The sequence below is a fragment of the Calothrix anomala FACHB-343 genome, assembly GCF_014696435.1.
Lineage (GTDB): Bacteria > Cyanobacteriota > Cyanobacteriia > Cyanobacteriales > Nostocaceae > Aulosira > Aulosira anomala_A.
On record NZ_JACJQG010000004.1, the window covers coordinates 49,901 to 76,431 of the forward strand.

Here is a 26,531-nt window from a genome sequence, read left to right on the forward strand (position 1 = left end):
AATGAGCTACTCTGCAGAAATCAACCCATTAGAACTGAATAAATCAGCCAAAACAGGAGAAGATATTTGGCAAGCGATCGCCAATATTCTCGAATTACAAAATCAAGCGCCAATTTTGCAGCCTGTATCGCGCGATGAACATTTACCATTGTCTTTTTCTCAAGAAAGATTATGGTTCATCCACCAATTGCAGCCAAATAGCTCTACTTATAATGTCTCCTTTGCTTTTCGTCTTCAGGGTTTGCTCAACATTTCTGCATTAGAGCGTAGTTTTAATGAAATTATCCAACGCCACGAAGCATTACGGACTAGGTTTTTCTCTGCGGATAATAAACCTGTCCAAGTTATTGCACCCAGCTTTAACTTGAAGTTACCTGTAATTAATCTTCAGGAACTTTCTCAACAAGAAAAAGAAACTCAAGTTTTACAACTAATTAAAAACGAAGTTCAACAACCCTTTGATTTAGAGCAAAATTCGCCGTTACGCTGTTCCCTATTGCAGTTAGGATCAAATGAATATGTGCTACTTCTGATTGTCCATCACATTGCTTTTGATGGTTGGTCTGAAGGTGTATTCTGGCGCGAACTCACAGCTTTGTACACAGCTTTTGCAGATGGTGAACCTTCTCCATTACCAGAACTACCCATTCAGTATGCAGACTTTGCAGTTTGGCAGAGAAAATGGTTGCAAGGTCAAGTAACCGACACTCAACTAAACTATTGGAAGCGACAATTAGCAGACGCACCTCCCCTGCTAGAACTTCCCACTGACAGAGTGCGTCCACCTGTACAAACAAATCGTGGTAGTATTCTGCACTTTCGGCTAGATGAACAGCTGACTCAAAAACTCAAAAGCCTCAGCGAACAGTCAGGCGCAACCTTATTCATGACTTTGCTGACTGGCTTTGTCATCTTACTATCGCGCTACAGCAATCAACAAGATATTCTCGTCGGTTCCCCCATCGCTAACCGCAACCGTAGCGAAATTGAGTCTCTTATTGGCTTTTTCGTTAATATCTTGGTGTTGCGTACTGACGTTTCTGGTAATCCTACTTTTTGGGAGTTACTGCAAAGAGTCCGCCAAGTAGCAATAGAAGCCTATGCTCATCAAGATGTACCATTTGAGCAAGTAGTCGAAGCGTTACAGCCAGAAAGAAACCTGAACTACTCTCCATTGTTTCAGGTAATGTTCGTATTGCTGAATACACCACCAGGAAAATTGGAATTACCTGGTTTATCTTTAACTCAGCTAGAAATAGAAAATCCCACAGCTAAGTTTGATATTACCTTGCTGATGACCGAGACTGAGCAAGGACTGACTGCAAGTTTAGAGTATAATTCCGATTTATTTGAGCCAGCTACAATTACTCGGATGGCTGGACATTTCCAAACTTTGCTAGAGGGAATTGTCAGCAATCCAGAGGAAAAGATTTGGCAATTACCACTATTAACACAGCAACAGCAACAACAGTTATTAACTCAATGGAACGATACTCAGGCGAATTATCCTGCTGATAAATGCATTCATCAATTATTTGAGGAACAAGTTCAACGCACACCTGATGCTGTAGCAGTTGTATACGAACAGCAAAAACTGACGTACCAAGAATTAAATACTCGCGCTAATCAGTTAGCACATCACATCAAAACTTTGGGTGTAAGTACAGATGTGTTAGTAGGGTTGTGTGTAGAACGCTCAATAGAAATGCTGGTAGGACTATTGGGAATTCTCAAAGCTGGTGGTGCTTATGTTCCACTTGACCCAGATTATCCCACTGACCGTTTATCATATATGCTCGATGATTCAAAAGTTTCAGTGCTTTTGACTCAAGAGAAATTGCTAGCAGATTTACCACAGCATCATGCCCGTGTTGTCTGCTTAGATAGAGATTGGCAAAGTATTTCTAGAGAAAGTCAGGAAAATCCTGTTAGTAACGCCACAAGGGAAAACTTAGCCTACGTCATCTACACATCCGGTTCAACAGGTAAACCCAAAGGTACATTAGTCAACCACTACAACGTCGTGCGGTTATTTGCTGCCACAGATAGTTGGTATCATTTCCATCAAGACGATGTGTGGACAATGTTCCATTCCTACGCCTTTGATTTCTCAGTTTGGGAAATATGGGGTGCTTTGTTATACGGTGGTAGATTAGTAATTGTGCCATATTTAGTGACGCGATCGCCTGAATCTTTTTATCAGTTATTACTCACTCAACAAGTTACAATTCTCAATCAAACACCCTCAGCATTCCGCCAATTAATTCAAGCAGAAAACTCAGGAGTAACAACCGGGGAATTAAACTTACGCTTGGTGATATTTGGTGGAGAAGCCTTAGAAATCCAGAGTTTACAACCTTGGTTTGAGCGACATGGCGATACCACACCCCAATTAGTGAATATGTACGGGATTACAGAAACCACCGTACATGTTACCTATCGTCCATTAAGCAAAGCTGATTTACATAGTACAGCCAGCGTTATCGGTCGTCCCATACCCGACTTACAAGTCTATGTGTTGGATGAATATCAACAACCAGTACCGATAGGCGTTCCGGGTGAAATGTACGTTGGTGGTGCTGGGGTGACTCGTGGTTATCTCAACCGAGAACAACTAACCGCAGAAAGGTTTATTTTTCACCCTTGGGATAACTCAATATTATATAAAACCGGAGATTTAGCGAGGTATTTACCCAATGGCGATTTAGAGTATTTAGGACGCATAGATCAGCAAGTCAAAATACGCGGATTCCGCATCGAATTGGGAGAAATTGAAGCATTATTAGCTTCCCATCCTGATATTTGGGAAAGCGTGGTATTAGTACGCGAGGATGAACCAGGAGATAAACGTTTAGTTGCTTACATAGTAGCTAAAGAACAATCTCCCACCGCTACAGAATTGCGCCAATACCTGAAAGCACAGCTACCAGAATACATGGTTCCCAGTGCTTTTGTGATGCTAGAGTCTTTACCTCTAACATCTAACGGTAAGATAGACCGCAAAGCCTTACCCACACCGGAATCATACAGCGCCAGCACAAAAAAATATATTGCTCCACGCAACCCCATTGAAGAACTGTTAGCACAAATTTGGTCGCAAGTGCTGAAAGTAGAACGAGTCAGCATTGATGATAACTTCTTTGAATTAGGGGGACATTCTCTACTAGCAACCCAATTGCTTTCACGCATTCGTACCAGCTTTAAAGTAGAACTACCATTGCGTGAGTTATTTGCTACTACAACCCTAGCCGAATTAGCACAAGCTATTGAGCAATTACAGCAACAAGATTTAGAAATATCTGCACCGCCAATCTTACCAAGGGCAAAAAATGCAGATTTACCACTTTCATTTGCTCAACAACGGTTGTGGTTTTTAGACCAATTAGAACCGAATAGTGCATTCTACAATATCCCTACAGCTTTGCGTTTAGTAGGTAATCTCAATCAAAAAGCCTTAGAAAAAAGCTTAATTGAAATAATTGATCGCCACGAAGCATTACGCACTAACTTCATCACTATTGATGGACAGCCAACACAAATAATTCAAACACAAATCAATTGGACATTCTCAATAGTTGACTTTCAGGATTTACCCGCAACTGAACAAGAAATCGCCATACAGCAGTTAGCACAAAAACAACTAATTCAACCCTTTGATTTAGCAACTGAAGCATTAGTCAGAGCAACATTAATAGTGCTAAATGATACAGAACACATCTTGTTAGTATTTATGCACCATGTTGTCTCTGATGGCTGGTCAATGAGCGTGTTTATCTCTGAACTAGCAGCACTGTATAACGCTTATTCTCAGGGGCAACAGTCACCATTAGCACCATTGCTAATTCAGTATGCAGATTTTGCCATTTGGCAAAGACAATGGTTGCAAGGGGATGTACTGCAAAGCCAACTCTCCTATTGGGAAAAGCAACTAAAAGACGCGCCAACTGTATTATCTCTACCAACTGACCGACCTAGACCTGCTGTACAGACATTCACAGGGGTGCGTCAGCAGTTTACGCTGTCAGTTGATTTAACGGAGAAATTGCTCAAACTGAGTCAAGAGCAAGGCTGTACCCTCTTTATGACCCTGTTAGCGGCTTATGATACCTTGCTGTATCGCTATACAGGACAGTCAGATATTTTAGTCGGGACACCAATTGCAAACCGCGATCGCAGTGAAATAGAAGGGTTAATTGGCTTTTTTGTCAATACCTTAGTCATGCGGAGCAATTTAGCAGGTAATCCCAGCTTTAGCGAATTGCTAAATCGCGTGCGAGAAACGGCAATGGGTGCATACACTCATCAGAATTTACCTTTTGAAATGCTGGTAGAAGCATTACAGCCAGAACGGGATTTAGCTCATACACCACTATTTCAAGTGATGTTTGTGCTGGAAAATGCACCGATGTCTCCAGTACAGTTGACTGACTTAAGTTTCCATCCCTTAGTAGTAGAAACGACAATTTCCAAGTTTGATTTAACTTTATTAATTGAGAACACTACCCAAGGATTAGTCGGGTGGTGGGAGTACAACACTGATTTGTTTGATGCGTCCACCATTGAGCGCATGACAGGTCATTTTGTCACCTTGCTGGAAGGTATTGTTGCGAATCCAGAGACAAAGATTTCGCAATTACCTTTACTGACAGAAGTTGAGCAACATCAATTATTAGTTGAATGGAACGAAACTCAAGCAGATTATCCAATAGATAAGTCTGTCTATCAGTTGTTTGAGGAGCAAGTTCAGCGCACCCCTGATGCTGTGGCTGTGGTGTTTGATAATCAACAACTGACTTACCAGCAATTAAATTGTCGCGCTAATCAGTTAGCTCATTATTTGCGTTCCTTGGGTGTCAAAGCAGATACTTTGGTGGGTATTTGTGTAGAACGTTCATTAGAAATGGTCGTAGGACTTTTGGGTATTCTCAAAGCAGGTGGCGCATATTTACCACTCGATCCAGAGTATCCAACTGAGCGTTTGCGCTTCATGCTAGAAGACACTCAGCTACCAGTTTTATTAACTCAATCAAAACTAATAAATAAACTACCAGAACATCAAGCACAGCTTGTTTGTTTAGATACTGATTGGCAAGAAATTTCTCAATTAAATCAAGATAATGCAATTACTAATGTACAAGTTAGTAACCTGGCTTATGTAATTTATACTTCAGGCTCTACAGGTCAACCAAAGGGTGTACTCGTTAAACATGAGAGTTTGCTAAATCTAATTTTCTGGCATCAACGTACTTTTGAAATCACCCCATTAGACAAAGCCACTCAGTTAGCAGGAACAGCGTTTGATGCTGCGGTATGGGAATTGTGGCCTTACCTCACTGCTGGTGCAAGTATTTATTTGGTGACATCTGAAATCCTTCTCTCACCAATAGATTTACAAAATTGGCTAACATCAAACAAAATCACAATCAGTTTTTTACCAACACCTCTTGCAGAGAAGTTACTTTCTCTAGATTGGAATGAAAGTACAGCTTTGCGAACAATGTTAGTAGGTGGGGATAAGCTGCACAATTACCCCTCAGCTTTCATACCTTTTGAGGTTGTGAATAATTATGGCCCTACAGAGAATACAGTGGTTACAACCTCTGGTTTGGTAGTTTCTCATGGTCAAAATACTTTCTCATCGCCTTCTATTGGTCGCCCTATTGCCAACACAAAAACCTACATTTTAGACTCAAACTTACAGCCTGTACCCATCGGTGTACCAGGAGAGTTGTACATTGGTGGTGCTTCCTTGGCTAAAGGCTACCTTAACCGTCCAGAGTTGACACAGGAAAGATTTATTGCGAATCCGTTCCCAAGAAGCAGAGGAGCAGAGGAGCAGAGGAGCAGAGGGGGAAGCAAAGACCAATTTTCTGATTCTGAACGCCTATACAAAACTGGGGATTTAGTACGCTATTTAGCAGATGGCAATATAGAATACTTGGGGCGCATCGATAACCAAGTAAAAATACGTGGTTTCCGTATTGAATTGGGCGAAATCGAAGCTGCACTTAGCCAACATAGTAACGTACAAGCTTGCTGCGTGATTTGCCGCGAAGATAATGTTGGTGAGCAACGCCTAGTTGCTTATTTGGTAGCAAATCAGGAATCTACACCCACAATTAGCGAACTTCGACAATATTTGAAAGCAAAACTCCCAGAATACATGGTTCCAAGTGCTTTTGTAGTGCTGGAGTCTTTGCCGCTAACTCCTAATGGTAAAGTAGACCGCAAAGCTTTGCCAGCACCGGAATTATACAGCAGTAACTTAGACAAATATGTCGCCCCACGCAACCCAATCGAAGAACTGTTGGTACAAATTTGGTCGCAAGTCCTCAAAGTAGAGTCAGTAGGCATTGCTGATAATTTCTTTGAACTAGGGGGACACTCACTATTAGCAACACAATTGATTTCACGCATTCGCAACATTTTCAAAGTAGAAATACCATTGCGTGAGTTGTTTGTTACTGCAACATTAGCTGAGTTAGCACAGGTTATTGAGCAGTTACAGCAACAAGATTTGGAAATATTTGCAGCGCCAATTTTACCAAGGGCAAAAAATGCAGATTTACCACTGTCATTTGCTCAACAGCGTTTGTGGTTTTTAGACCAATTAGAACCTCACAGTGCTTTATACAATATTCCTGTTGCTTTGCGTCTTGTGGGTAATCTTAATCAAACTGCTTTAGAGCAAAGCTTAATTGAAATAATTCATCGCCACGAAGTATTACGCACAAATTTCACCACAATTGATGGACAAGCAACACAAATAATTAGGGAACAAGAAACAGTATCTATTGTTGATTTCCAGCATTTATCTGTAACTGAACAGGAATTAGCGACGCAGCAGTTAGCGCAACAACAAGCTATTGAACCCTTCGATTTAGCTTCTGAAGCGTTAATTAGAGTAACTTTACTGGTGTTGAATGAGACAGAATATATCTTGTTAGTCTGTATGCACCACATTGTCTCTGATGGCTGGTCAATGGGTGTGTTTATCTTTGAGCTAGCACAACTTTACAACGCTTATTCTCAAAATCAGCCGTCACCTTTAGCACCACTACCAATTCAGTATGCAGATTTTGCGATTTGGCAAAGAAACTGGTTGCAAGGTGATGTGTTGCAAAGTCAACTCTCATACTGGGAACAGCAATTAGCAAATGCACCTGCTTTATTAGCGTTACCTACAGATAGACCAAGACCTGCTGTACAAACATTTGTTGGCGCACATCTTGAGTTTACTTTGTCAGTTGAATTAACTGATAAATTGGTCAAACTCAGTCAAGAGCAAGGCTGTACTCTGTTTATGACGCTGTTGGCGGCTTATGATACTCTGCTTTACCGCTATACAGGACAGTCAGACATTTTGGTGGGGACACCAATTGCAAACCGCGATCGCTCCGAACTCGAACAGTTAATTGGCTTTTTTGTCAATACCTTAGTCATGCGGAGTAATTTAGCAGGTAATCCCAGCTTTAGCGAATTGCTGACTCGCGTTAGAGAAACAGCAATGGGTGCATACACTCATCAGAATTTACCGTTTGAAATGCTCGTGGAAGCATTACAACCAGAACGGGATTTGGGACATACACCACTGTTCCAGGTAGTGTTTATGCTGCAAAATGCACCTGTACAAGAATTAGAGCTTGCTGGGTTAACTGTTAATGCATTACCAGTAGAAACTAAAACGGCCAAGGTGGATTTAGCCTTGTCGATGGAAAACACGACTCAAGGCTTGATAGGTGTGTGGGAATACAATACTGATTTGTTCGATGCGTCCACCATTGAGCGCATGACTGGTCATTTTGTCACCTTGCTGGAAGGTATTGTTGCTAATCCAGAACAGAAAATTGCACAATTACCTTTATTGACACAACATGAGCAACATCAATTATTAATTGAATGGAACGATACACAAGCAAATTATCCTCAACATAAATGTATTCATCAGTTGTTTGAGGAACGAGTTAATCAGACTCCCAATGCAGTAGCAGTAGTATTTGCAGAACAAAAACTGACTTATCAACAGCTAAATATTCGCGCTAACCAATTAGCTGATTATTTACAATCTTTGGGTGTAAAACCAGATACTTTAGTGGGTATTTGTGTGGAACGCTCTTTAGAAATGGTGGTGGGACTTTTGGGGGTTCTCAAAGCAGGTGGCGCATACCTACCACTTGACCCTGAATATCCAACCGAGCGTTTACGCTTCATGTTGGAAGATGCTCAAGTTTCAGTACTACTAACTCAACAGCGACTTGTTGAGAGACTCCCCGAACTTCAAGCAAATCTTATCTGTTTAGATGATATATGGGAAGAAATTGCCCAAAACAATCAAGATAACCCAAATAGTGAAGTTAGAGCCTTTAATTTAGCTAATTTAATTTACACTTCCGGCTCAACAGGTAGACCGAAAGGTGTGATGGTTGAGCATAAGGGATTATGCAACCTAGCTCAAGCTCAGATACAAACTTTTGGCGTAAATTCTGATAGTCGTATTCTTCAATTTGCATCCTTTAGTTTTGATGCTTCGATTTGGGAAGTCATCATGGCTTTGGGTTCAGGCGGAACGCTGTATTTAGGAACAAAAGATTCTCTACTCCCTGGAAAGCCATTAGTTGAGCAATTACGCAAACATAGCATTACCCATGTCACTCTACCACCATCGGCGTTAGCAGTGATGCCGAGTGACGAATTGCCAGCACTGCAAACAATCATTGTCGCTGGGGAAGCTTGTTCGCCTGAATTAATCAAACAATGGTCTGTTGGTAGAAGCTTCTTTAACGCTTATGGCCCAACGGAAGCAACTGTTTGTGCAACGATTGCAAAATGCACTGAAGATGAGAAAATTACTATTGGAAATGCGATCGCAAATACGCAAATCCACATTTTAGACGAGTATTTACAACCCGTACCCGTGGGTGTAGCAGGAGAATTACACATTGGCGGTGTAGGTTTAGCGCGAGGCTACCTCAACCGTCCAGATTTGACGCAAGAGAAATTTATTCCTAATCCATTGGAGAAGGCAGAAGGGAGTAGATTATATAAAACTGGGGATTTAGCACGTTATTTATCAGATGGCACAATTGAATATTTAGGACGTATCGACCATCAAGTAAAAATTCGTGGTTTCCGCATCGAATTGGGAGAAATTGAAGCAGCACTCAGCCAACATAATGATGTGCAGATATGTTGTGTTATTGCTCGTGAAGAAACTGGGGGAAATAAGCGTTTAGTCGCCTATGTAGGAACACAAAAGAACGTGACAATCACCACAGGCGAATTGCGGCAATTTCTGGCTGATAAATTGCCTGGGTATATGGTACCAAGTGCTTTTGTGATTCTTGAATCTTTACCTTTAACGCCTAACGGTAAAGTAGACCGTCGCGCTTTACCAAACCCAGATTTACATCAAGAATTATCAGATTATGTCATGCCAAATACAGAGATAGAAAATATCATTGCTGGCATTTGGCAACAAGCTTTAGCAATAGAAAAGGTAGGAATTTACAATAATTTCTTTGAACTAGGGGGTCATTCCTTATTACTGGTAAGCATTAATCAGCAGTTGCAAGAAAAATTTGGGGTAGAACTATCAATAGTTGATCTGTTTAATTACCCAACTATCCATAGTTTCAGCCAATATTTGATTACTAAAATCAATCAAGAAGAGACAACTAAGCAGAATCATAACCGCACACAAGCTTATAGCGAATTGAACTCCTTAAAAAATCAAAGATTACAGTCAAGACAACAATATCGCTCGCAGAGAAAAAGGTAAAAATGAGCTTAAATTTAAATAATAATGAATTTAATAATTCGGAAATTGCAATTATCTCTATTGCTGGGAGATTTCCAGGAGCAAAGGATATTGCTCAATTTTGGCAGAATCTTTGTGATGGTGTAGAGTCTATCTCTTGGTTGACAGATGAGGAATTAATTAATGCTGGTGTTGCACCAGATTTAGTAAATAATCCTCATTATGTAAAAGCTAGTGCGGCTCTAGAAGATATTGAATTATTTGATGCTAATTTCTTTGGGTATAGTGCGAAAGAAGCTGAGTTAATTGACCCACAACAACGCTTATTTTTAGAATTAGCTTGGGAAGCTATAGAAAAGGCTGGCTATGACCCGCAAACCTACAACGGGTTAATTGGGGTTTATGGTGGTGTGGGAATGAATCGGTATTTACTGAATAACCTTTATCCTCATCATCAATTATCAGAAACCTTTGACCCTCTACAATTAGGAATTGCCAACGATAAAGATTTTTTACCCACAAGAGTTGCTTATAAACTTAACTTAACTGGCCCAGCAATAAATGTACAAACAGCTTGTTCTACTTCTTTAGTTGCTGTTCACTTAGCTTGTCAAAGCCTTTTAAATGGTGAATGTGACATGGCTTTAGCTGGGGGAGTTTCTCTGAGCATTCCGCAAAACAAAGGCTATTTATATCAAGAGGAAATGATACTTTCTCCTGATGGACATTGCCGTGCGTTTGATGCTAAAGCACAAGGAACTATTGGCGGTAGCGGTGCGGCGATTGTGGTATTGAAAAGATTACAGGATGCAATAAGCGATCGCGACCAAATTTATGCCATCATTAAAGGCTCGGCTATTAATAACGATGGTGCAATGAAGGTGGGTTACACTGCGCCTAGTGTTAGCGGTCAAGCCGCAGTTATTGGTGAAGCACAAGCTGTAGCTGATGTAGAAGCCGAAACAATTACCTACATCGAAGCGCATGGTACAGCTACACCTTTAGGAGACCCCATCGAAATTGCCGCTTTAACTCAAGCTTTTCGGCAAAATACTGATAAAAAAGGCTTCTGCGCTATTGGTTCGGTAAAAACCAACTTGGGACATTTAGATACAGCCGCAGGTGTGACAGGTTTGATTAAAACGGTGTTAGCACTGCAACATAAAATGCTCCCTCCGAGTTTGCATTTTGAGACACCCAATCCCAAAATTGATTTTGCTAACAGTCCTTTTTATGTCAATACAACCCTAACTGAATGGACAACAGATAATACTCCTCGCCGTGCTGGGGTTAGTTCTTTTGGGATGGGGGGGACTAATGCTCATGTAATTTTGGAAGAAGCCAAACAAGTCAAAAGTCAAAAGTCAAAAGTCAAAAGTAAATATTTACTATTGTGTTTGTCAGCGAAGACTGCGAGTGCGTTGGAGAAGGCGACAAATAATTTAGTTACTTATTTAAAAGCGCATCCAGAGGTTAATTTAGGTGATGTAGCTTATACGCTTAATAGCGGTCGTCGAGGTTTTAATCATCGGCGGATGTTGATTTGCCAAAATTTAGAAGATGCTGTTCAATCTCTGAGCAATTTAGAGACAAAACAAGTTGTTACTAACTATACAGAGATTACAGAACGGTCTGTGGTCTTTATGTTTCCCAGTCAAGGTTCTCAATACGTCAATATGGCGCGGGAAATTTATCAAACAGAGATAGTATTTCAAGAACAAGTTGATGATTGTGCAGAAATTCTCAAACCCCTACTAGGGTTAGATTTACGCCATATTCTTTACCCTAGTGATGACAAAATTACTGAAGCATCACAGCAACTTCAACAAACTGCGATCGCGCAACCTGCTATTTTTGTCATTGAATATGCCCTAGCTAAATTATGGCAGTCTTGGGGAGTGGAACCACAAGCTGCGATCGGTCACAGTATTGGCGAATATGTAGCAGCAACCCTCGCCGGCGTTTTTTCCTTAGAAGATGCTTTATCTCTAGTAGCAGCACGCGGACAGATGATGCAGCAGCTTCCCACTGGCGCAATGCTTTCTGTTCCCTTGCCCGTAGAAAAGGTAAAATCCTTATTAGGCTCAGAGCTTTCTGTAGCTGCGATTAATCAACCTTCACATTGTGTAGTTTCCGGTTCCATAGCAGCAATCGAAGCTCTACAACATCAATTAGCTGCTCAAGGTGTTGAATGTCGTCGTCTGCATACTTCCCATGCTTTCCATTCTCAGATGATGGAACCAATATTAGAGGTATTTGCAGAGCGAGTCAAAAAAGTTACTTTAAATCCCCCAAAACTTCCTTATATTTCCAACCTCACAGGTACTTGGATTACAGTTAGTCAAGCCACAAATCCTGACTACTACGCACAACATCTGCGTTCTACAGTGCTGTTTGCTCAAGGTATCGATAAATTATTAGCAACACCGGAGCAAGTCTTATTAGAAGTAGGGCCAGGACATACACTCACGACATTAGCTAAAAGACATCCAGATAAAGCTGCAACACATACAATTTTAAATTCGGTACGCCATCCCCAAGATCAGCAATCGGATGTAGCTGTATTATTTACAACATTAGGTCAACTTTGGCTGGCTGGTGTAAAGATAGATTGGTTGGGATTTTATAGTCAAGATGAATATTATCGAATTCCCTTACCAACTTATCCCTTTGAACGTCAACGTTATTGGATTGAACCACCACAAAAAACGGCTTGGGGACAGTTGCAAACTGTACCAACAACAGCAAAATTGTGGACATCGCTGATAAAAGCAGGTGAAAAACAAGCCAATGCTAAAGATGTAAAACTCAATGAGGTGACATATCAAGAAAATAAACAGTGCTTAGATAGTTTATGTACAGCCTATATTAATATAGCTTTCCAGCAATTAGAGGCTTTTAGTAGTAGCAGTGAAAAGTATTCTGGAGAAGATTTGATAGCAAAATGTCAAATTGTACCCCGCTATCACCAATTGTTTTCTAGATGGTTACAAATATTAGTAGAGCAAGGTCAAATACAGCAACAGCAAGGCTTATTTACTAAATTTGTACCATGTTCGCCAAATTTTATTGATGAACATTTAGCAGCAGTTAGAGAAAAATTTGCTGCTACAACTCCTATAGATTTAGATTTAGTCCAACGCTGTGGTGAAAATTTAGCTGCTGTTGTTGTTGGTAAACAAGAACCATTAGAATTTTTCGATGAGTTGGTTTATCAAGATAAGCAAAACGGTTCGCATTTAGAATCACCTTTGGTTGCTTATTACAACTCTATTTTGCGTTCTAGTTTGGCACAAATGGTTAAGTTATTACCGCCATCAGTTCACCTAAGAGTTCTAGAAATTGGCGGAGGAACTGGTATGTCTACCCAAGCGATATTACCTGTTTTAGCCGCGCAACAAACCAGCTATACTTTTACAGATATTGGTAGCGGTTTCTTAACTCAAGCGCAACAGAAGTTTCAAGAATATCCATTTATTGACTACCAATTACTCGACATAGATAAGTCGCCTACTGAGCAAGGTTTTGAAAAGTATAGTTTTGATGTAGTCATAGCTTCTAATGTGTTACACGCAACTCAAAACATTGATAAAACCCTCCATCATGTGCGCTCTTTATTAGCTCCTGGTGGCTTTCTTTTACTCTGGGAAGTAACTCAGCCAAAAATCGATTTTGATATGAGTTGGGGTTTATTGCTAAAACCTTTAGATGATATAAGACGCAGCCCAGGTCAGCCTTTTATTACTCAAGAACAATGGTTTGAAGCATTACAAGCGCAAGGTTTTGTTGAAGTTGCTGCTTTTCCTCAAAGTGAAGCTTTCGACCATCAGATAATTATGGCTCAAGCTTCTGTGCAAACAGCATTTAGTAACAACTTTGAGAGAAAAGAGACTGAGCAAAAATCACAGAGTTTTTTACAGCCGCAAGCCAGGTTATCTACAATCTACGCCAGACCTGATTTGTCAAACTCATATATAGCTCCCAGGAATGATATTGAAGATAAAATTGCGGAGATTTGGCAAGAGTTATTAGGACTGAAACAGGTGGGAGTGAATGATAATTTCTTTGAATTAGGAGGAGATTCATTAATAGCAGTTCAAGTGATGTCTCGATTGCGGAATGCTTTTGATATCCAATTATCTGTGGCAAATTTGTTTGAGTCTCCCACAATAGCTGAAATAGCATTGAGGCTGGAGGAGCAAATAAAATTAGATACTGATTCGATTGCAATTGAGAGAGAAGAAATTGCAATTTAAAGGTTGAAATTGCCTAAAATTTGGGGCGGGCAAGATGCCCACCCCACAAGATGAATGATTTACAGCAATATTTGATAAGTTTTGAACACAAAATTATTATGACGAACCGCGAAGTTCACATAGACGCATTAGCGGCTTCCCGCAGGGTAGGACACAAAGAAGAAAATAAGAAAGAACACAGGAAATATTTTTATGAACAGTTTAAGTCTACTTTCTTTATTGAAATTATTAGGACTTATGCAATAACTCTCTAAAACATTCTTTGCTTCGTGTTCTTTGTGTCTTCGTGGTTAGTTTTTAATTACTGAATGACTTTGTAAGTCAGAAGTTAGGTGAATAGTTGGAGGTAATGTTTCTGTGAATATTGAGCAATTGGTAGCCGACCTAAATAAGCAAGGTGTAAAGTTGTGGGTGGATGGTGAGCAGTTGCGTGTTAATGCTCCCAAGGGAGTTTTGACAGCAGAAACTCGTGATTTATTGGCTAAAAATAAAGCAGAACTTATTTCATTACTACACAAGAATAATGAGATTAGTAATCACACACAGTCACCTTTAATTAAATGCGATCGCACTCAAAACTTACCCCTATCTTTTGCTCAAGAAAGACTCTGGTTATTAAACCAATTAGAACCAGATAACCCCTTCTACAACGAACAAATAGCTCTACAACTTCACGGTCAGTTAAATATTACTGCACTAGAGCAAAGCCTCAACCAAATTATCGCTCGCCACGAAGCTTTACGTACCAACTTCCGCACCATCAACGATCAGCCAGTTCAGGTAATTGCTGACAAATTAAATTTAAGTATATTAGTATTAGATTTAACGAATTTACCTGCGAGTGAAAGAGCGATCGCTACTCAGCAATTAGCGATCGCAGAAACTACCAAACCCTTTGACCTCGCTAATTCTCCTTTAATCCGAGTTTCTGTGCTGAAGCTCACGGATACAGAAAATATATTGTTAATTACAATACACCACATTATTATTGATGGTTGGTCAATGGACTTGCTAATGCGAGAGTTAGCAACCATTTACTCAGCTATCTGTAATAATTCGTCTCCAGAGTTACCTGAGCTACCAATTCAATACGCTGATTTTGCGGTTTGGCAACGAAAATGGTTGCAAACAGAGGCTATGCAAAAACAGCTAAACTACTGGCAGCAACTACTTCAAAACGCTCCTACCTTATTAGAATTACCCACAGACAGACCTAGACCTGCGATTCAAACTTTCCAAGGCGCACTGAAATATGTACACCTTCCCCAGGATTTGAGCCAAGCTCTAGTTAATTTCAGCAGACAACAGGGAGCTACTTTATACATGACCCTGTTTACAGCGTTTGTAACCTTACTTTATCGCTATACAGGCTCAGATGATATTGTAGTGGGTACGCCCATTGCCAACCGCGATCGCATAGAAATTGAAAGGTTAATTGGTTATTTTGCCAATACTTTAGTCCTACGCACCGATTTATCAGATAATCCTACTTTTAAAAAGTTACTGAATCGAGTGCGCCAGCAGACACTAGAAGCTTACGCTCATCCAGACTTACCTTTTGAGGAGTTGGTTAAGGTTTTGCAGCCACAGCGCGACCTCAGCTATACACCACTGTTTCAGGTAATGTTTGTTCTTCAGAATGGGGTCACATCGCCAGCAGAATTAACTGGTTTAACTGTCAGTCCCTTAGCTACAGGTCGGACAACCGCCAAGTTTGATTTAACTTTATTAATGCAGAACACTAGCCAAGGACTAGTGGCTGTTTGGCAATACAACACTGATTTGTTTGATGCAGCCACTATCGAGCGGATGGCTGGTCATTTGCAAACCTTGCTGGAAGGGATGATTACTAACCCACAGCAGCAAATTTCCCAATTACCTCTGCTGACGGAACCAGAAAAACAAAAGTTACTCGTTGAGTGGAACAATACTCAAACTGACTATGCCACAGATAAGTGTATCCATCAGTTATTTGAGGAACAGGTTCAGCGTACACCTGATGCAGTTGCGGTAGAGTTTGGCAATCAAAAACTCACCTACCATGAATTGAACTGTCGCGCTAATCAGTTAGCTCATTACTTGCGTTCATTGGGCGTGAAACCTGATGTTTTAGTTGGGTTATGTGTCGAACGTTCTTTAGAAATGGTCGTAGGACTATTGGGAATTCTCAAAGCGGGTGGTGCATACTTACCACTTGACCCAGAATATCCGCCTGAACGCTTGAGTTTTATGCTCGAAGATGCTCAAGTTTCTGTATTGCTGACTCAGCAGTCACTTGTTGACAGACTACCCCAGCATCAAGGGAAACTGGTTTGTTTAGATACTGACTGGCAGGTAATTTCACAGTTGAGCCAGGAAAATCTCATATCTAGAGTGCAAGGAAATAATTTAGCTTATGTAATTTATACCTCTGGTTCTACAGGTAAACCCAAGGGAGTGGCGATTAATCAGCTTCCCCTTTGCAACCTGATTTTGTGGCAACTGCAAAACACTACAATTTCTCATAGAGCAAAAACACTGCAATTTGCGCCCATCAGCTTTGATGTCTCCTTTCAAGAAATCTTTTCTACTTGGTGTTCTGGAGGCACATTGCTGTTAATTACAGAGGAATTGCGCCGTGATGCTGTGGCTTTATTAAGTTTTCTCCAAGAACAAGCTGTTGAAAGACTGTTTCTTCCCTTTGTCGCCTTACAGCAACTAGCGGAAGTAGCTGTTGATAGTGAAATATTTGCTAGTCATCTCCGAGAAGTAATTACGGCTGGGGAACAGTTGCAGATTACTCCCGCGATTTCCCAATGGTTCAGTAAACTTGGCGATCGCACTTTGCACAATCATTATGGCCCATCGGAAAGCCATGTAGTTACTACTTTTACACTTACTAATCCCGTAGAAACTTGGCCGTTGCTTCCTCCGATTGGCAAGCCAATTGCTAATACAGAAATTTATATATTAGATAAATATTTACAGCCTGTACCCGTTGGTGTACCAGGAGAGTTGTACATCGGTGGTTTATGTTTGGCTAGAGGCTACCTTAACCGTCCAGAGTTGACGCAGGATAGATTTATTCTGAATCCGTTCCAAAGAAGCAGAGGAGCAGAGGAGCAGAGGAGCAGAGGAGAGATTTTTTATTATGAACGTCTATATAAAACTGGGGATTTAGCTCGTTATTTGCCAGATGGAAATATTGAATACTTAGGACGCATCGATAATCAAGTAAAAATACGTGGGTTTCGTATTGAGTTGGGTGAAATCGAAGCTGCACTTAGCCAACATAGTGATATACAAGCTTGTTGCGTGATTCCCCGTGAAGATACACCTGGCGATAAACGTTTAGTTGCTTATGCGATCGCAAATCAAAACTCTACACCTACAATTAGTGAATTACGACAATACTTAAAAGCAAAACTCCCAGAATACATGACACCCAGTGCTTTTGTATTTCTGGATTCTCTACCACTTACGCCAAGTGGTAAAGTAAACCGTCGTGTTTTACCTGCACCAGATTCTTACATCGCCAGCACAGACAACTATATTGCACCGCGCAACCCTATCGAGGAACTATTAGTACAAATTTGGTCGCAAGTCCTCAAAGTAGCTCAAGTCAGCATTACTGATAACTTTTTTGAATTAGGTGGACACTCCCTATTAGGAACGCAATTAGTTTCACGCATCCGCAACATTTTCAAAGTAGAGCTACCATTGCGTGAGTTATTTGCTACTGCAACATTAGCAGAATTAGCCCAAGTAATTGATAAGTTACAGCAACAAAAAATAGAACTTTCTGCACCGCCAATTTTACCAAGGGCAAACAATGCAGAGTTACCACTGTCATTTGCTCAACAGCGTTTGTGGTTTTTAGACCAATTAGAGCCGAATAGTGCTTTATACAATATTCCTGTTGCTTTGCGTCTGGTAGGGAATCTCAATCAAGCAGCTTTAGAACAAAGCTTAATTGAAATAATTCATCGCCATGAAGCTTTACGTACTAATTTCATTACAGTTGATGGACAGCCAACACAAATAATTAGGGAACAGGGAACAGGGAACAGGGAACAGAGAATAATATCAATAGTTGATTTCAAGGCTTTATCTGCAACCCAACAAGAAATAGCGACGCAGCAATTAGCGCAACAACAAGCGATTGAACCATTTGACCTAGCAACTGAAGCGTTAATTAGAGCCACATTAGTAGTGCTGAATGATACAGAACACATTTTGTTAGTTTGTATGCACCATGTTGTCTCTGATGGCTGGTCAATGGGTGTATTTATCCAAGAACTAGCAGCACTGTACAACGCTTATTCTCAAGGTCAGCAGTCACCATTAGCACTACTTTCAATTCAGTACGCAGATTTTGCGATTTGGCAAAGAAACTGGTTGCAAGGGGATGTACTGCAAAGTCAACTCTCTTATTGGGAACAGCAATTAGCAAATGCACCCGCTTTATTAGCGTTACCTACAGATAGACCAAGACCTGCGATACAGACATTTACAGGCTCATATCAACAGTTCGCGCTGTCAGTTGAATTAACTGATAAATTGGTCAAACTCAGCCAAGAGCAAGGCTGTACTCTGTTTATGACGCTGTTGGCAGCCTATGATACCTTGCTTTATCGCTATACAGGACAGTCAGATATTTTGGTGGGGACACCAATTGCAAACCGCGATCGCTCTGAGATAGAAGGGTTAATTGGCTTTTTTGTCAATACCTTAGTTATGCGGAGCAATTTAGCAGGTAATCCCAGCTTTAGCGAATTGCTAAATCGCGTGCGAGAAATGGCAATGGATGCTTATGCTCATCAGAATTTGCCATTTGAAATGCTGGTGGATGCTTTGCAACCAGAACGGGATCTTAGCTATACACCACTGTTCCAAGTGATGTTTGCACTTCAGAATGCGCCGATGTCTCAAATAGAGTTGGCTGGGTTGACTGTTACTCCGTTGACCGCAGAAAGTTCAACAGCGAAATTTGATTTGAGTTTATCAATGCAGAATACTGCTGATGGACTGGTGGGTGTATGGGAGTATAGCACCGATTTATTTGATGCCAGCACTATTGAGCGGATGGTTGGGCATTTTGTCACCTTATTGGAAAGTATTGTTGCTAATCCAGAACAGAAGATTGCACAATTACCACTGCTGACACAAACTGAGCAACATCAATTATTAGTTGAATGGAACAATACCCAAGCAGATTATCCATTAGATAATTGCATCCATCAGTTGTTTGAGGCGCAAGTTGAGCGCACACCCGATGCTGTGGCTGTGGTGTTTGAAAATCAAAAACTGACTTACCATCAATTGAATTGTCGCGCTAATCAGTTGGCTGACTACTTACGCTCATTGGGCGTAAAACCAGATACGCTGGTGGGTATTTGTGTAGAACGCTCATTAGAAATGGTCATAGGGCTTTTGAGCATTCTCAAAGCAGGTGGAGCATACCTACCACTTGACCCAGATTATCCTCAAGAGCGTTTGAGCTTTATGCTTCAAGATGCTCAAGTTTCTGTGTTGTTGACTCAGCAGCATCTGAGCGAGACTTTACCTAAGCATCAAGCAAAACTTGTATGTTTAGATACTGACTGGCACTTAATCGCTGAGTATAGCCAGGAAAATGCCATCACCGATGTACAAGCTAGTCAATTACGGGAAAATCCCACAACCGAGCATGAAAATCCGTCTTTCCATGCCCCATGCCCAATGCCCCATGCCCATTCTCAAGCTAATAACTTGGCTTATGTAATTTATACTTCTGGTTCTACAGGTCAGCCTAAAGGGGTGATGCTTACTCACCGCAACCTTTGCAACCATATGTTATGGATGCAAGAAACTTTCCCGCTAAGTGAAACAGACAAGGTTTTACAAAAAACTCCCTTTAGCTTTGATGCTTCTGTTTGGGAATTTTACGCCCCCTTGTTAGTTGGCGGACAGTTGCTATTAGCTCAACCTGGCGGTCATGCTGATGCTGCTTATCTATTAAATGTAATTGCTCAACAGCAAGTTACCACTGTTCAATTTGTCCCATCTTTATTACGAATCCTCTTAGAACAGGGCGGAATTGAAAGTTGTGATTCTCTCAAGCAAGTATTTTGTGGTGGTGAAGTTTTACCAGTTGCTTTGCAAGAGGGTTTGTTAAGCAAGCTGGATGTGAATTTATACAATCTCTACGGGCCGACAGAAGCTTGTATTGACTCAACTTACTGGACTTGTCAGCGTGGTAGTGAGAGACAAGTTGTACCTATTGGTCGCGCGATCGCCAACGCGCAGGTTTATATTTTAGATGAATATCTGCAACCCGTACCAATTGGCGTACCTGGTGAATTGCACATTGGCGGTGCTGGGTTGGCGCGAGGTTATCTTAATCGTCCAGAGTTGACACAAGAAAAATTCATCCCTAATCCGTTTGCGCAAGCAGGAGGGAGCAAATTATATAAAACGGGGGATTTAGCGCGTTATTTACCAGATGGCACAATTGAATACCTGGGACGCATCGATAATCAGGTCAAAATTCGGGGTTTCCGCATTGAGTTGGGAGAAATTGAAGAATTACTCAATCAACATGAGGATGTACAAGCTGCTTGTGTTATTGCTCGTGAAGATAACCCAGGTGAGAAACGCTTGGTTGCTTACGTGGTAGGAAATCCACAGCATCCACCAACAATTATTCAGTTGCGATCGCTCCTCTCTAGTCAATTGCCACAATACATGATTCCTCATGCTTTTGTGTTGCTAGAATCTTTACCTTTGACTCCCAATGCTAAGGTTGATCGCCGCGCTTTACCAGCACCAGACACCCGTGAGGGATTGGAAATCAGTTTTGTTGCTCCACGCAACCAAATTGAGGAAACATTAGCGCAGATTTGGGCAGAAGTTCTGAGAGTCGCGCAAGTCGGTATTCATGATAACTTCTTTGAACTCGGTGGAGACTCTATTCTCAGTATCCAAATTCTGGCGAAAGCCAAGCAAGCGGGATTGCAATTAACCCTCAAGCAACTGTTTGGTAATCAAACGATCGCACAATTGGCAGCAGTCGCAGGTACAATTAAAGCGATCGCGGCAGAACAAGGTTTAGTTACAGGAACATTACCGCTAACACCAATTCAACACTGGTTTTTTGAGCAAAATTTCTCAAATCCCCATCACTTTAATCAAACGTTTTTGCTCTCCGTTCCCTCTGACACCCAGCCAGAGTTATTAAAGCAAGCATTACAGCAATTACTCGGACATCACGATGCGTTGCGCTTACGATTTACACCGTCTGACTCGACTTGGCAACAAATTCACTCCCAACCTCATAATATTGCTTTCTCGAAAGTAGACTTATCTACGCTTTCTGAAAGCGAGCAACAAGCAGCTATGGAAGCTCAAGCCAATTCCTTACAGGCGAGTTTGCATCTGTCAGAAAATCTAGTGCAAGTTGGCTTTTTCAATTTAGGTATTGACAAAAGAGCGCGATTACTCATAGCTATCCACCACTTAGTAGTTGATGGTGTTTCTTGGCGGATTTTATTAGAGGATTTGCAAACAGCTTACCAGCAACTTGCTCAAGGTAAAGCAGTTACGCTTCCTGCTAAAACCACTTCTTTCAAAGATTGGTCTAACAAATTAACTCAATATGCACAGTCAGAAACTCTCAAATCTGAGGTAGCTTATTGGCTGAACGAATCTCGCGCCGCAGTTCCTTCGATACCAGCTGATTTTACACAAGGAGCGAACACAGTTGCATCTGCTGATACAGTCTTAGTCTCGTTAACTGAGGAAGAAACTCGCGCTTTACTCCAAGATGTGCCGAAAGCTTACAATACTCAGATTAACGATGTGCTATTAACAGCTTTAGCGTTAGTTTTGAGCAGATGGACGAATTTTAACTCTGTACTGTTCAATTTAGAAGGTCATGGGCGGGAAGATATTATTGATGGTGTAGATTTATCGCGTACTGTCGGATGGTTTACAACCATTTTCCCTGTACTTTTGGAACTGGGAGTAACAGGAAATCTCGCAGATGCTTTAAAATCTGTGAAGGAACAACTGCGGGCTATACCCAATAAAGGAATTGGCTATGGTTTATTGCTTTATTTGAGCCAAGATGCAGAAATTTCTGCTCAATTACAGGCGTTACCACCAGCGCAAATCAGCTTCAATTATTTAGGACAATTCGATCAACTCCTGAATACATCCGCTTGGATACAACCAGCTAGTGAGTCTGCGGGATACAACCAAAGTTTGCAAAGCGATCGCGCTCATCTTCTGGACATCAACAGCATTATTATTGAAGAACGGCTGCAAATAAATTGGACTTATAGCAAAAATGTCCATTATCACCAGACAATTGAGAATTTAGCACAAGAATTCATCAACACATTACAGCAGCTAATTGCTCATTGTGTAGCATCAGAAAATGGTGGCTATACGCCTTCAGATTTTCCGTTAATTAAGCTCAATCAACAAGAATTAGACAGACTTTTAGGCAGCTTACAATCTAGCTGGCGAAATATTGAGGATATTTATCCGCTTTCTCCAATGCAACAGGGTATGCTGTTTGAAAGTTTATATGCTCCAGATTCAGGAGTATATTTTGAACAGTTAAATTGCTCTTTATCAGGAAATTTAGATGTAATCGCCTTTGAAAAAGCTTGGCAGCAAGTAGTAGCAAAACATTCAATTTTCCGAACTGCTTTTGTGTGGGAGAATGAGCAACAGCCACTGCAAGTAGTGTATCGCCAGGTAAAAGTTAGTGTAGAAATTCATGATTGGCAAGAGTTATCTACACAACAGCAGCAACAGCAATTAGAAAATTTCTTGCAGTCACAGCAACAACAAGGCTTGTCATTATCTCAAGCACCTTTAATGCGCCTGAATTTGATTCAGTTGGGAACTGATAAATATCAATTTATTTGGAATTCTCATCATATATTGCTCGATGGCTGGTCATTACCTTTAGTTTTCCAAGATTTGTTACAGTTTTATCAAGCAATTTCTCAGGGTGAAAGTTTACCTGAGCAATCAACTAGAAGCTACCGCCACTACATTGCTTGGCTACAGCAACAAGACTTAACTTTAGCTGAAGAATTTTGGCGAGAAAAACTTAAAGGTTTTACCGCACCCACACCTTTGACTGTAGATAAACCATTATCAAACCGCAAGCAACAAAAATCTAGCTACAGCGAACAGCAAATTCAACTAACAGCACAAGCAACAGCCGCCATACAGAATTTTACCAGACAGCATCAGTTGACAATGAATAATCTGGTGCAAGCTACTTGGGCAATGTTACTGTGTCGCTACAGTCGAGAAACAGATGTAGTTTTTGGTGCTACCGTTTCCGGTCGTCCACCGGCGCTGACTGGTGTAGAGTCAATGGTGGGATTATTTATTAATACGTTGCCAGTGCGAGTACAATTTTCTTCAGAAACTCAAGTACTGGATTTGTTGAAAGATTTACAGGCGCAGCAAGTAGAATCTGAGCAATTTTCCTATAGCTCATTGGTAGAGATTCAAGGCTGGAGTGAAGTTCCTAGAGGAAGGTCTTTATTTGAGAGTATAGTTGTCTTCGAGAATTATCCTGTTGATGCTGCATCTGCGACGCAATCAGAAAATCACGGTTTCTCTATAGATAATATTCACGCTGTTGAACAAACTAATTATCCTTTGACTGTAGTTGCTATCCCTCGCGAGCAATTCCTGGTAAAAATTAGTTATGACAATAACCGATTTGATGATGCAACAATTACCCGGATGTTGGGACATTTCCAAACTTTGCTAGCAGGAATTGTCAGCAATCCAGAAGAAATAATTTTCCAATTACCATTGCTAACAAAACCTGAGCAACAACAGTTATTAACTCAATGGAACAACACTCAGGCGAATTATCCCTCTAACAAGTGCATTCATCAATTATTTGAGGAGCAAGTTCAACGCACACCCGATGCTGTAGCAGTGGTTTATGAACAGCAAAAACTGACGTACCAAGAATTAAATATTCGCGCTAATCAATTAGCACATCACCTCAAAACCTTGGGTGTAGGCGAAGATACACTAGTGGGTTTGTGTGTAGAACGCTCGCTAGAAATGTTAATAGGAATATTGGGAATTCTCAAAGCTGGTGGTGCTTATGTGCCATTAGATCCAGACTATCCTGCTGACCGTTTAGCATATATGCTAAATGATTCACAAATACCAGTTTTATTAACACAAGAAAAACTACTCAACACCTTACCAGAACATCAAGCCAAAGTAGTTTCTTTAGATAAAGACTGGGAAAATATTTCTTATCAAACTAATAACAACCCAATTACCAACTGCACAACAGAAAATCTAGCCTACGTTATTTACACATCAGGTTCAACAGGTAAACCCAAAGGTACATTAGTCAACCATGCCAACGTAGTTAGACTATTTAGCACTACAGAAGCTTGGTATCACTTCCATCAAAATGATGTGTGGACAATGTTCCATTCCTACGCCTTTGATTTCTCTGTGTGGGAAATTTGGGGAGCATTATTATATGGTGGAAGATTGGTAATAGTTCCTTATTTAATTACTCGTTCTCCAGAATCTTTTTATGAGTTATTGTGTCAAGAAAAAGTTACCATTCTCAATCAGACACCCTCAGCATTCCGTCAATTAATTCAAACAGAACAGTCAGGAATAACCAGCGGCAAATTAAACTTACGCCTAGTAATATTTGGCGGAGAAGCATTAGAAATTCAGAGTTTACAACCTTGGTTTGAAAGACATGGCGATCAATTACCTCAATTAGTCAATATGTACGGAATTACAGAAACCACCGTACATGTTACCTATCGTCCCTTGAGTAAAGCTGATTTAAACTCCACAGCCAGCGTTATCGGTCGTCCCATACCCGATTTACAGGTTTACGTACTAGATGAATATCAACAACCAGTACCGATAGGCGTTCCGGGTGAAATGTACGTTGGTGGTGCTGGAGTGACAAGAGGTTATTTAAATCGTTCCGATCTGACAGCACAAAAATTTATTTTTAATCCCTTTAACCACAACTCAAGACTTTATAAAACAGGAGATTTAGCGCGTTATTTACCCAATGGCGAGTTAGAGTATTTAGGACGCATAGACCATCAAGTTAAAATTCGTGGTTTCCGTATTGAGTTAGGAGAAATTGAGGCGTTATTAGCAACTCATCCTGATATTTGGGAAAGCGTGGTATTGGTGCGCGAGGATGAGCCGGGGGATAAACGTTTAGTTGCTTACATAGTAACTAAAGAACAATCTCCCACCGCTACAGAACTACGCCAATACTTAAAAGCAAAGCTACCAGAATACATGGTTCCCAGTGCTTTTGTAACTCTACAATCTTTACCCCTCACCTCTAACGGTAAGATAGACCGCAAAGCTTTACCCGCACCTTTTCAAAACAGTAATTCAGAGAGATTTGTTGCACCTCGTAACCAATTAGAACTGCAACTAACGCAAATTTGGTCACAGATTTTAAAAGTTGAGGAAGTAGGAGTAAAAGATAACTTTTTTGACCTTGGCGGACATTCTCTGTTAGCTCCTTATTTAAGCACAAGAATTAAGCAACAGATTGGTAAAGAGATTTCCATAGCTACCCTCTTCCAAAACCCAACTATTGAACAGCAAGCGACAATTTTACAGCAAGATTCAGATAGTACAAATTCCTCTTGTTTAGTCGCAATTCAACCTCATGGTTCTCAACCTCCTTTGTTTTGCTTACCCGGTGCTGGTGGAACGCCTTTCTACTTGTCCAACTTGGCGCGTTGTCTCGGACAAGAGCAGCCATTTTACAGCTTTCAAGCAAATAATCTTGCTGGAGAATTAGAAGCGATCGCGCAAGTTGAAGATATAGCCGCCAATTACATTCAAGAACTCTTAATTGTGCAACCGCAGGGGCCATATTTCTTAGCAGGACATTCTTTTGGCGGTAAAGTAGCTTTTGAAATGGCGCAGCAGTTAATTGAAAAAGGTTATGAAGTCGCTTTAGTTGCCATTCTTGATAGTAAAGCACCCTTTGAGCAGGAAAAACTAGTAGGTCATGACTGGGATAATGCTAAATGGTTATTAGAATTTGCTCGTGCAACAGAATTAGTTTTTGCAAAAAACTTGGATATTTCTGACGAAATTATGCCATCTTTAGTTTGGGAGGAACAACTGAAATATGTTCTACAGCGTTTAAAAATAGTTGATATTCTACCTCCTGATGCGGAAATTATACAGCTAAATAACATGGTGCAAATTCTCAAAGCTAATTCTCTAGTCAACTATGTGCCACAACGATTTTATCCTACCCAAATTGCCCTATTACGTGCTATTGAAACTGCGGTTGAACAACCTGATAGTGAATTACATTCTCAGATTTTGCAAGATGCAACCTGGGGTTGGAGCAAGTTTTCTACTAAACCCATAAATCTCCATTTTGTTCCAGGTAATCATATTACGATGATGAATCCACCCCATGTCCAAGCTTTAGCTGAATGCTTGAAAGTTTGCATAAAGCAAGCACAAGCAAATATCTAAAGGCA

At 40.7% G+C, this 26,531-nt stretch carries 3 protein-coding genes; all 3 read left to right on the forward strand.

What is annotated here, in order from left to right; genetic code table 11:
- Positions 1–148 precede the first annotated feature (148 nt).
- Positions 149–9,778: a non-ribosomal peptide synthetase gene (locus H6G08_RS02980; RefSeq protein ID WP_390625552.1), complete on the forward strand. Its 9,630-nt coding sequence runs from the start codon at positions 149–151 to the stop codon at positions 9,776–9,778.
- 2 nt (positions 9,779–9,780) lie between these two features.
- Positions 9,781–14,013 carry a type I polyketide synthase gene (locus H6G08_RS02985; protein ID WP_190538808.1) on the forward strand — a complete coding sequence of 1,411 codons (4,233 nt, stop codon included), beginning with the start codon at positions 9,781–9,783 and terminating at the stop codon, positions 14,011–14,013.
- Positions 14,014–14,370: 357 nt separating this feature from the next.
- Positions 14,371–26,526 (forward strand): non-ribosomal peptide synthetase, encoded by a 12,156-nt coding sequence (locus H6G08_RS02990; protein ID WP_190538809.1) that lies wholly within the window; start codon positions 14,371–14,373, stop codon positions 26,524–26,526.
- The last annotated feature ends 5 nt before the right edge of the window (positions 26,527–26,531 follow it).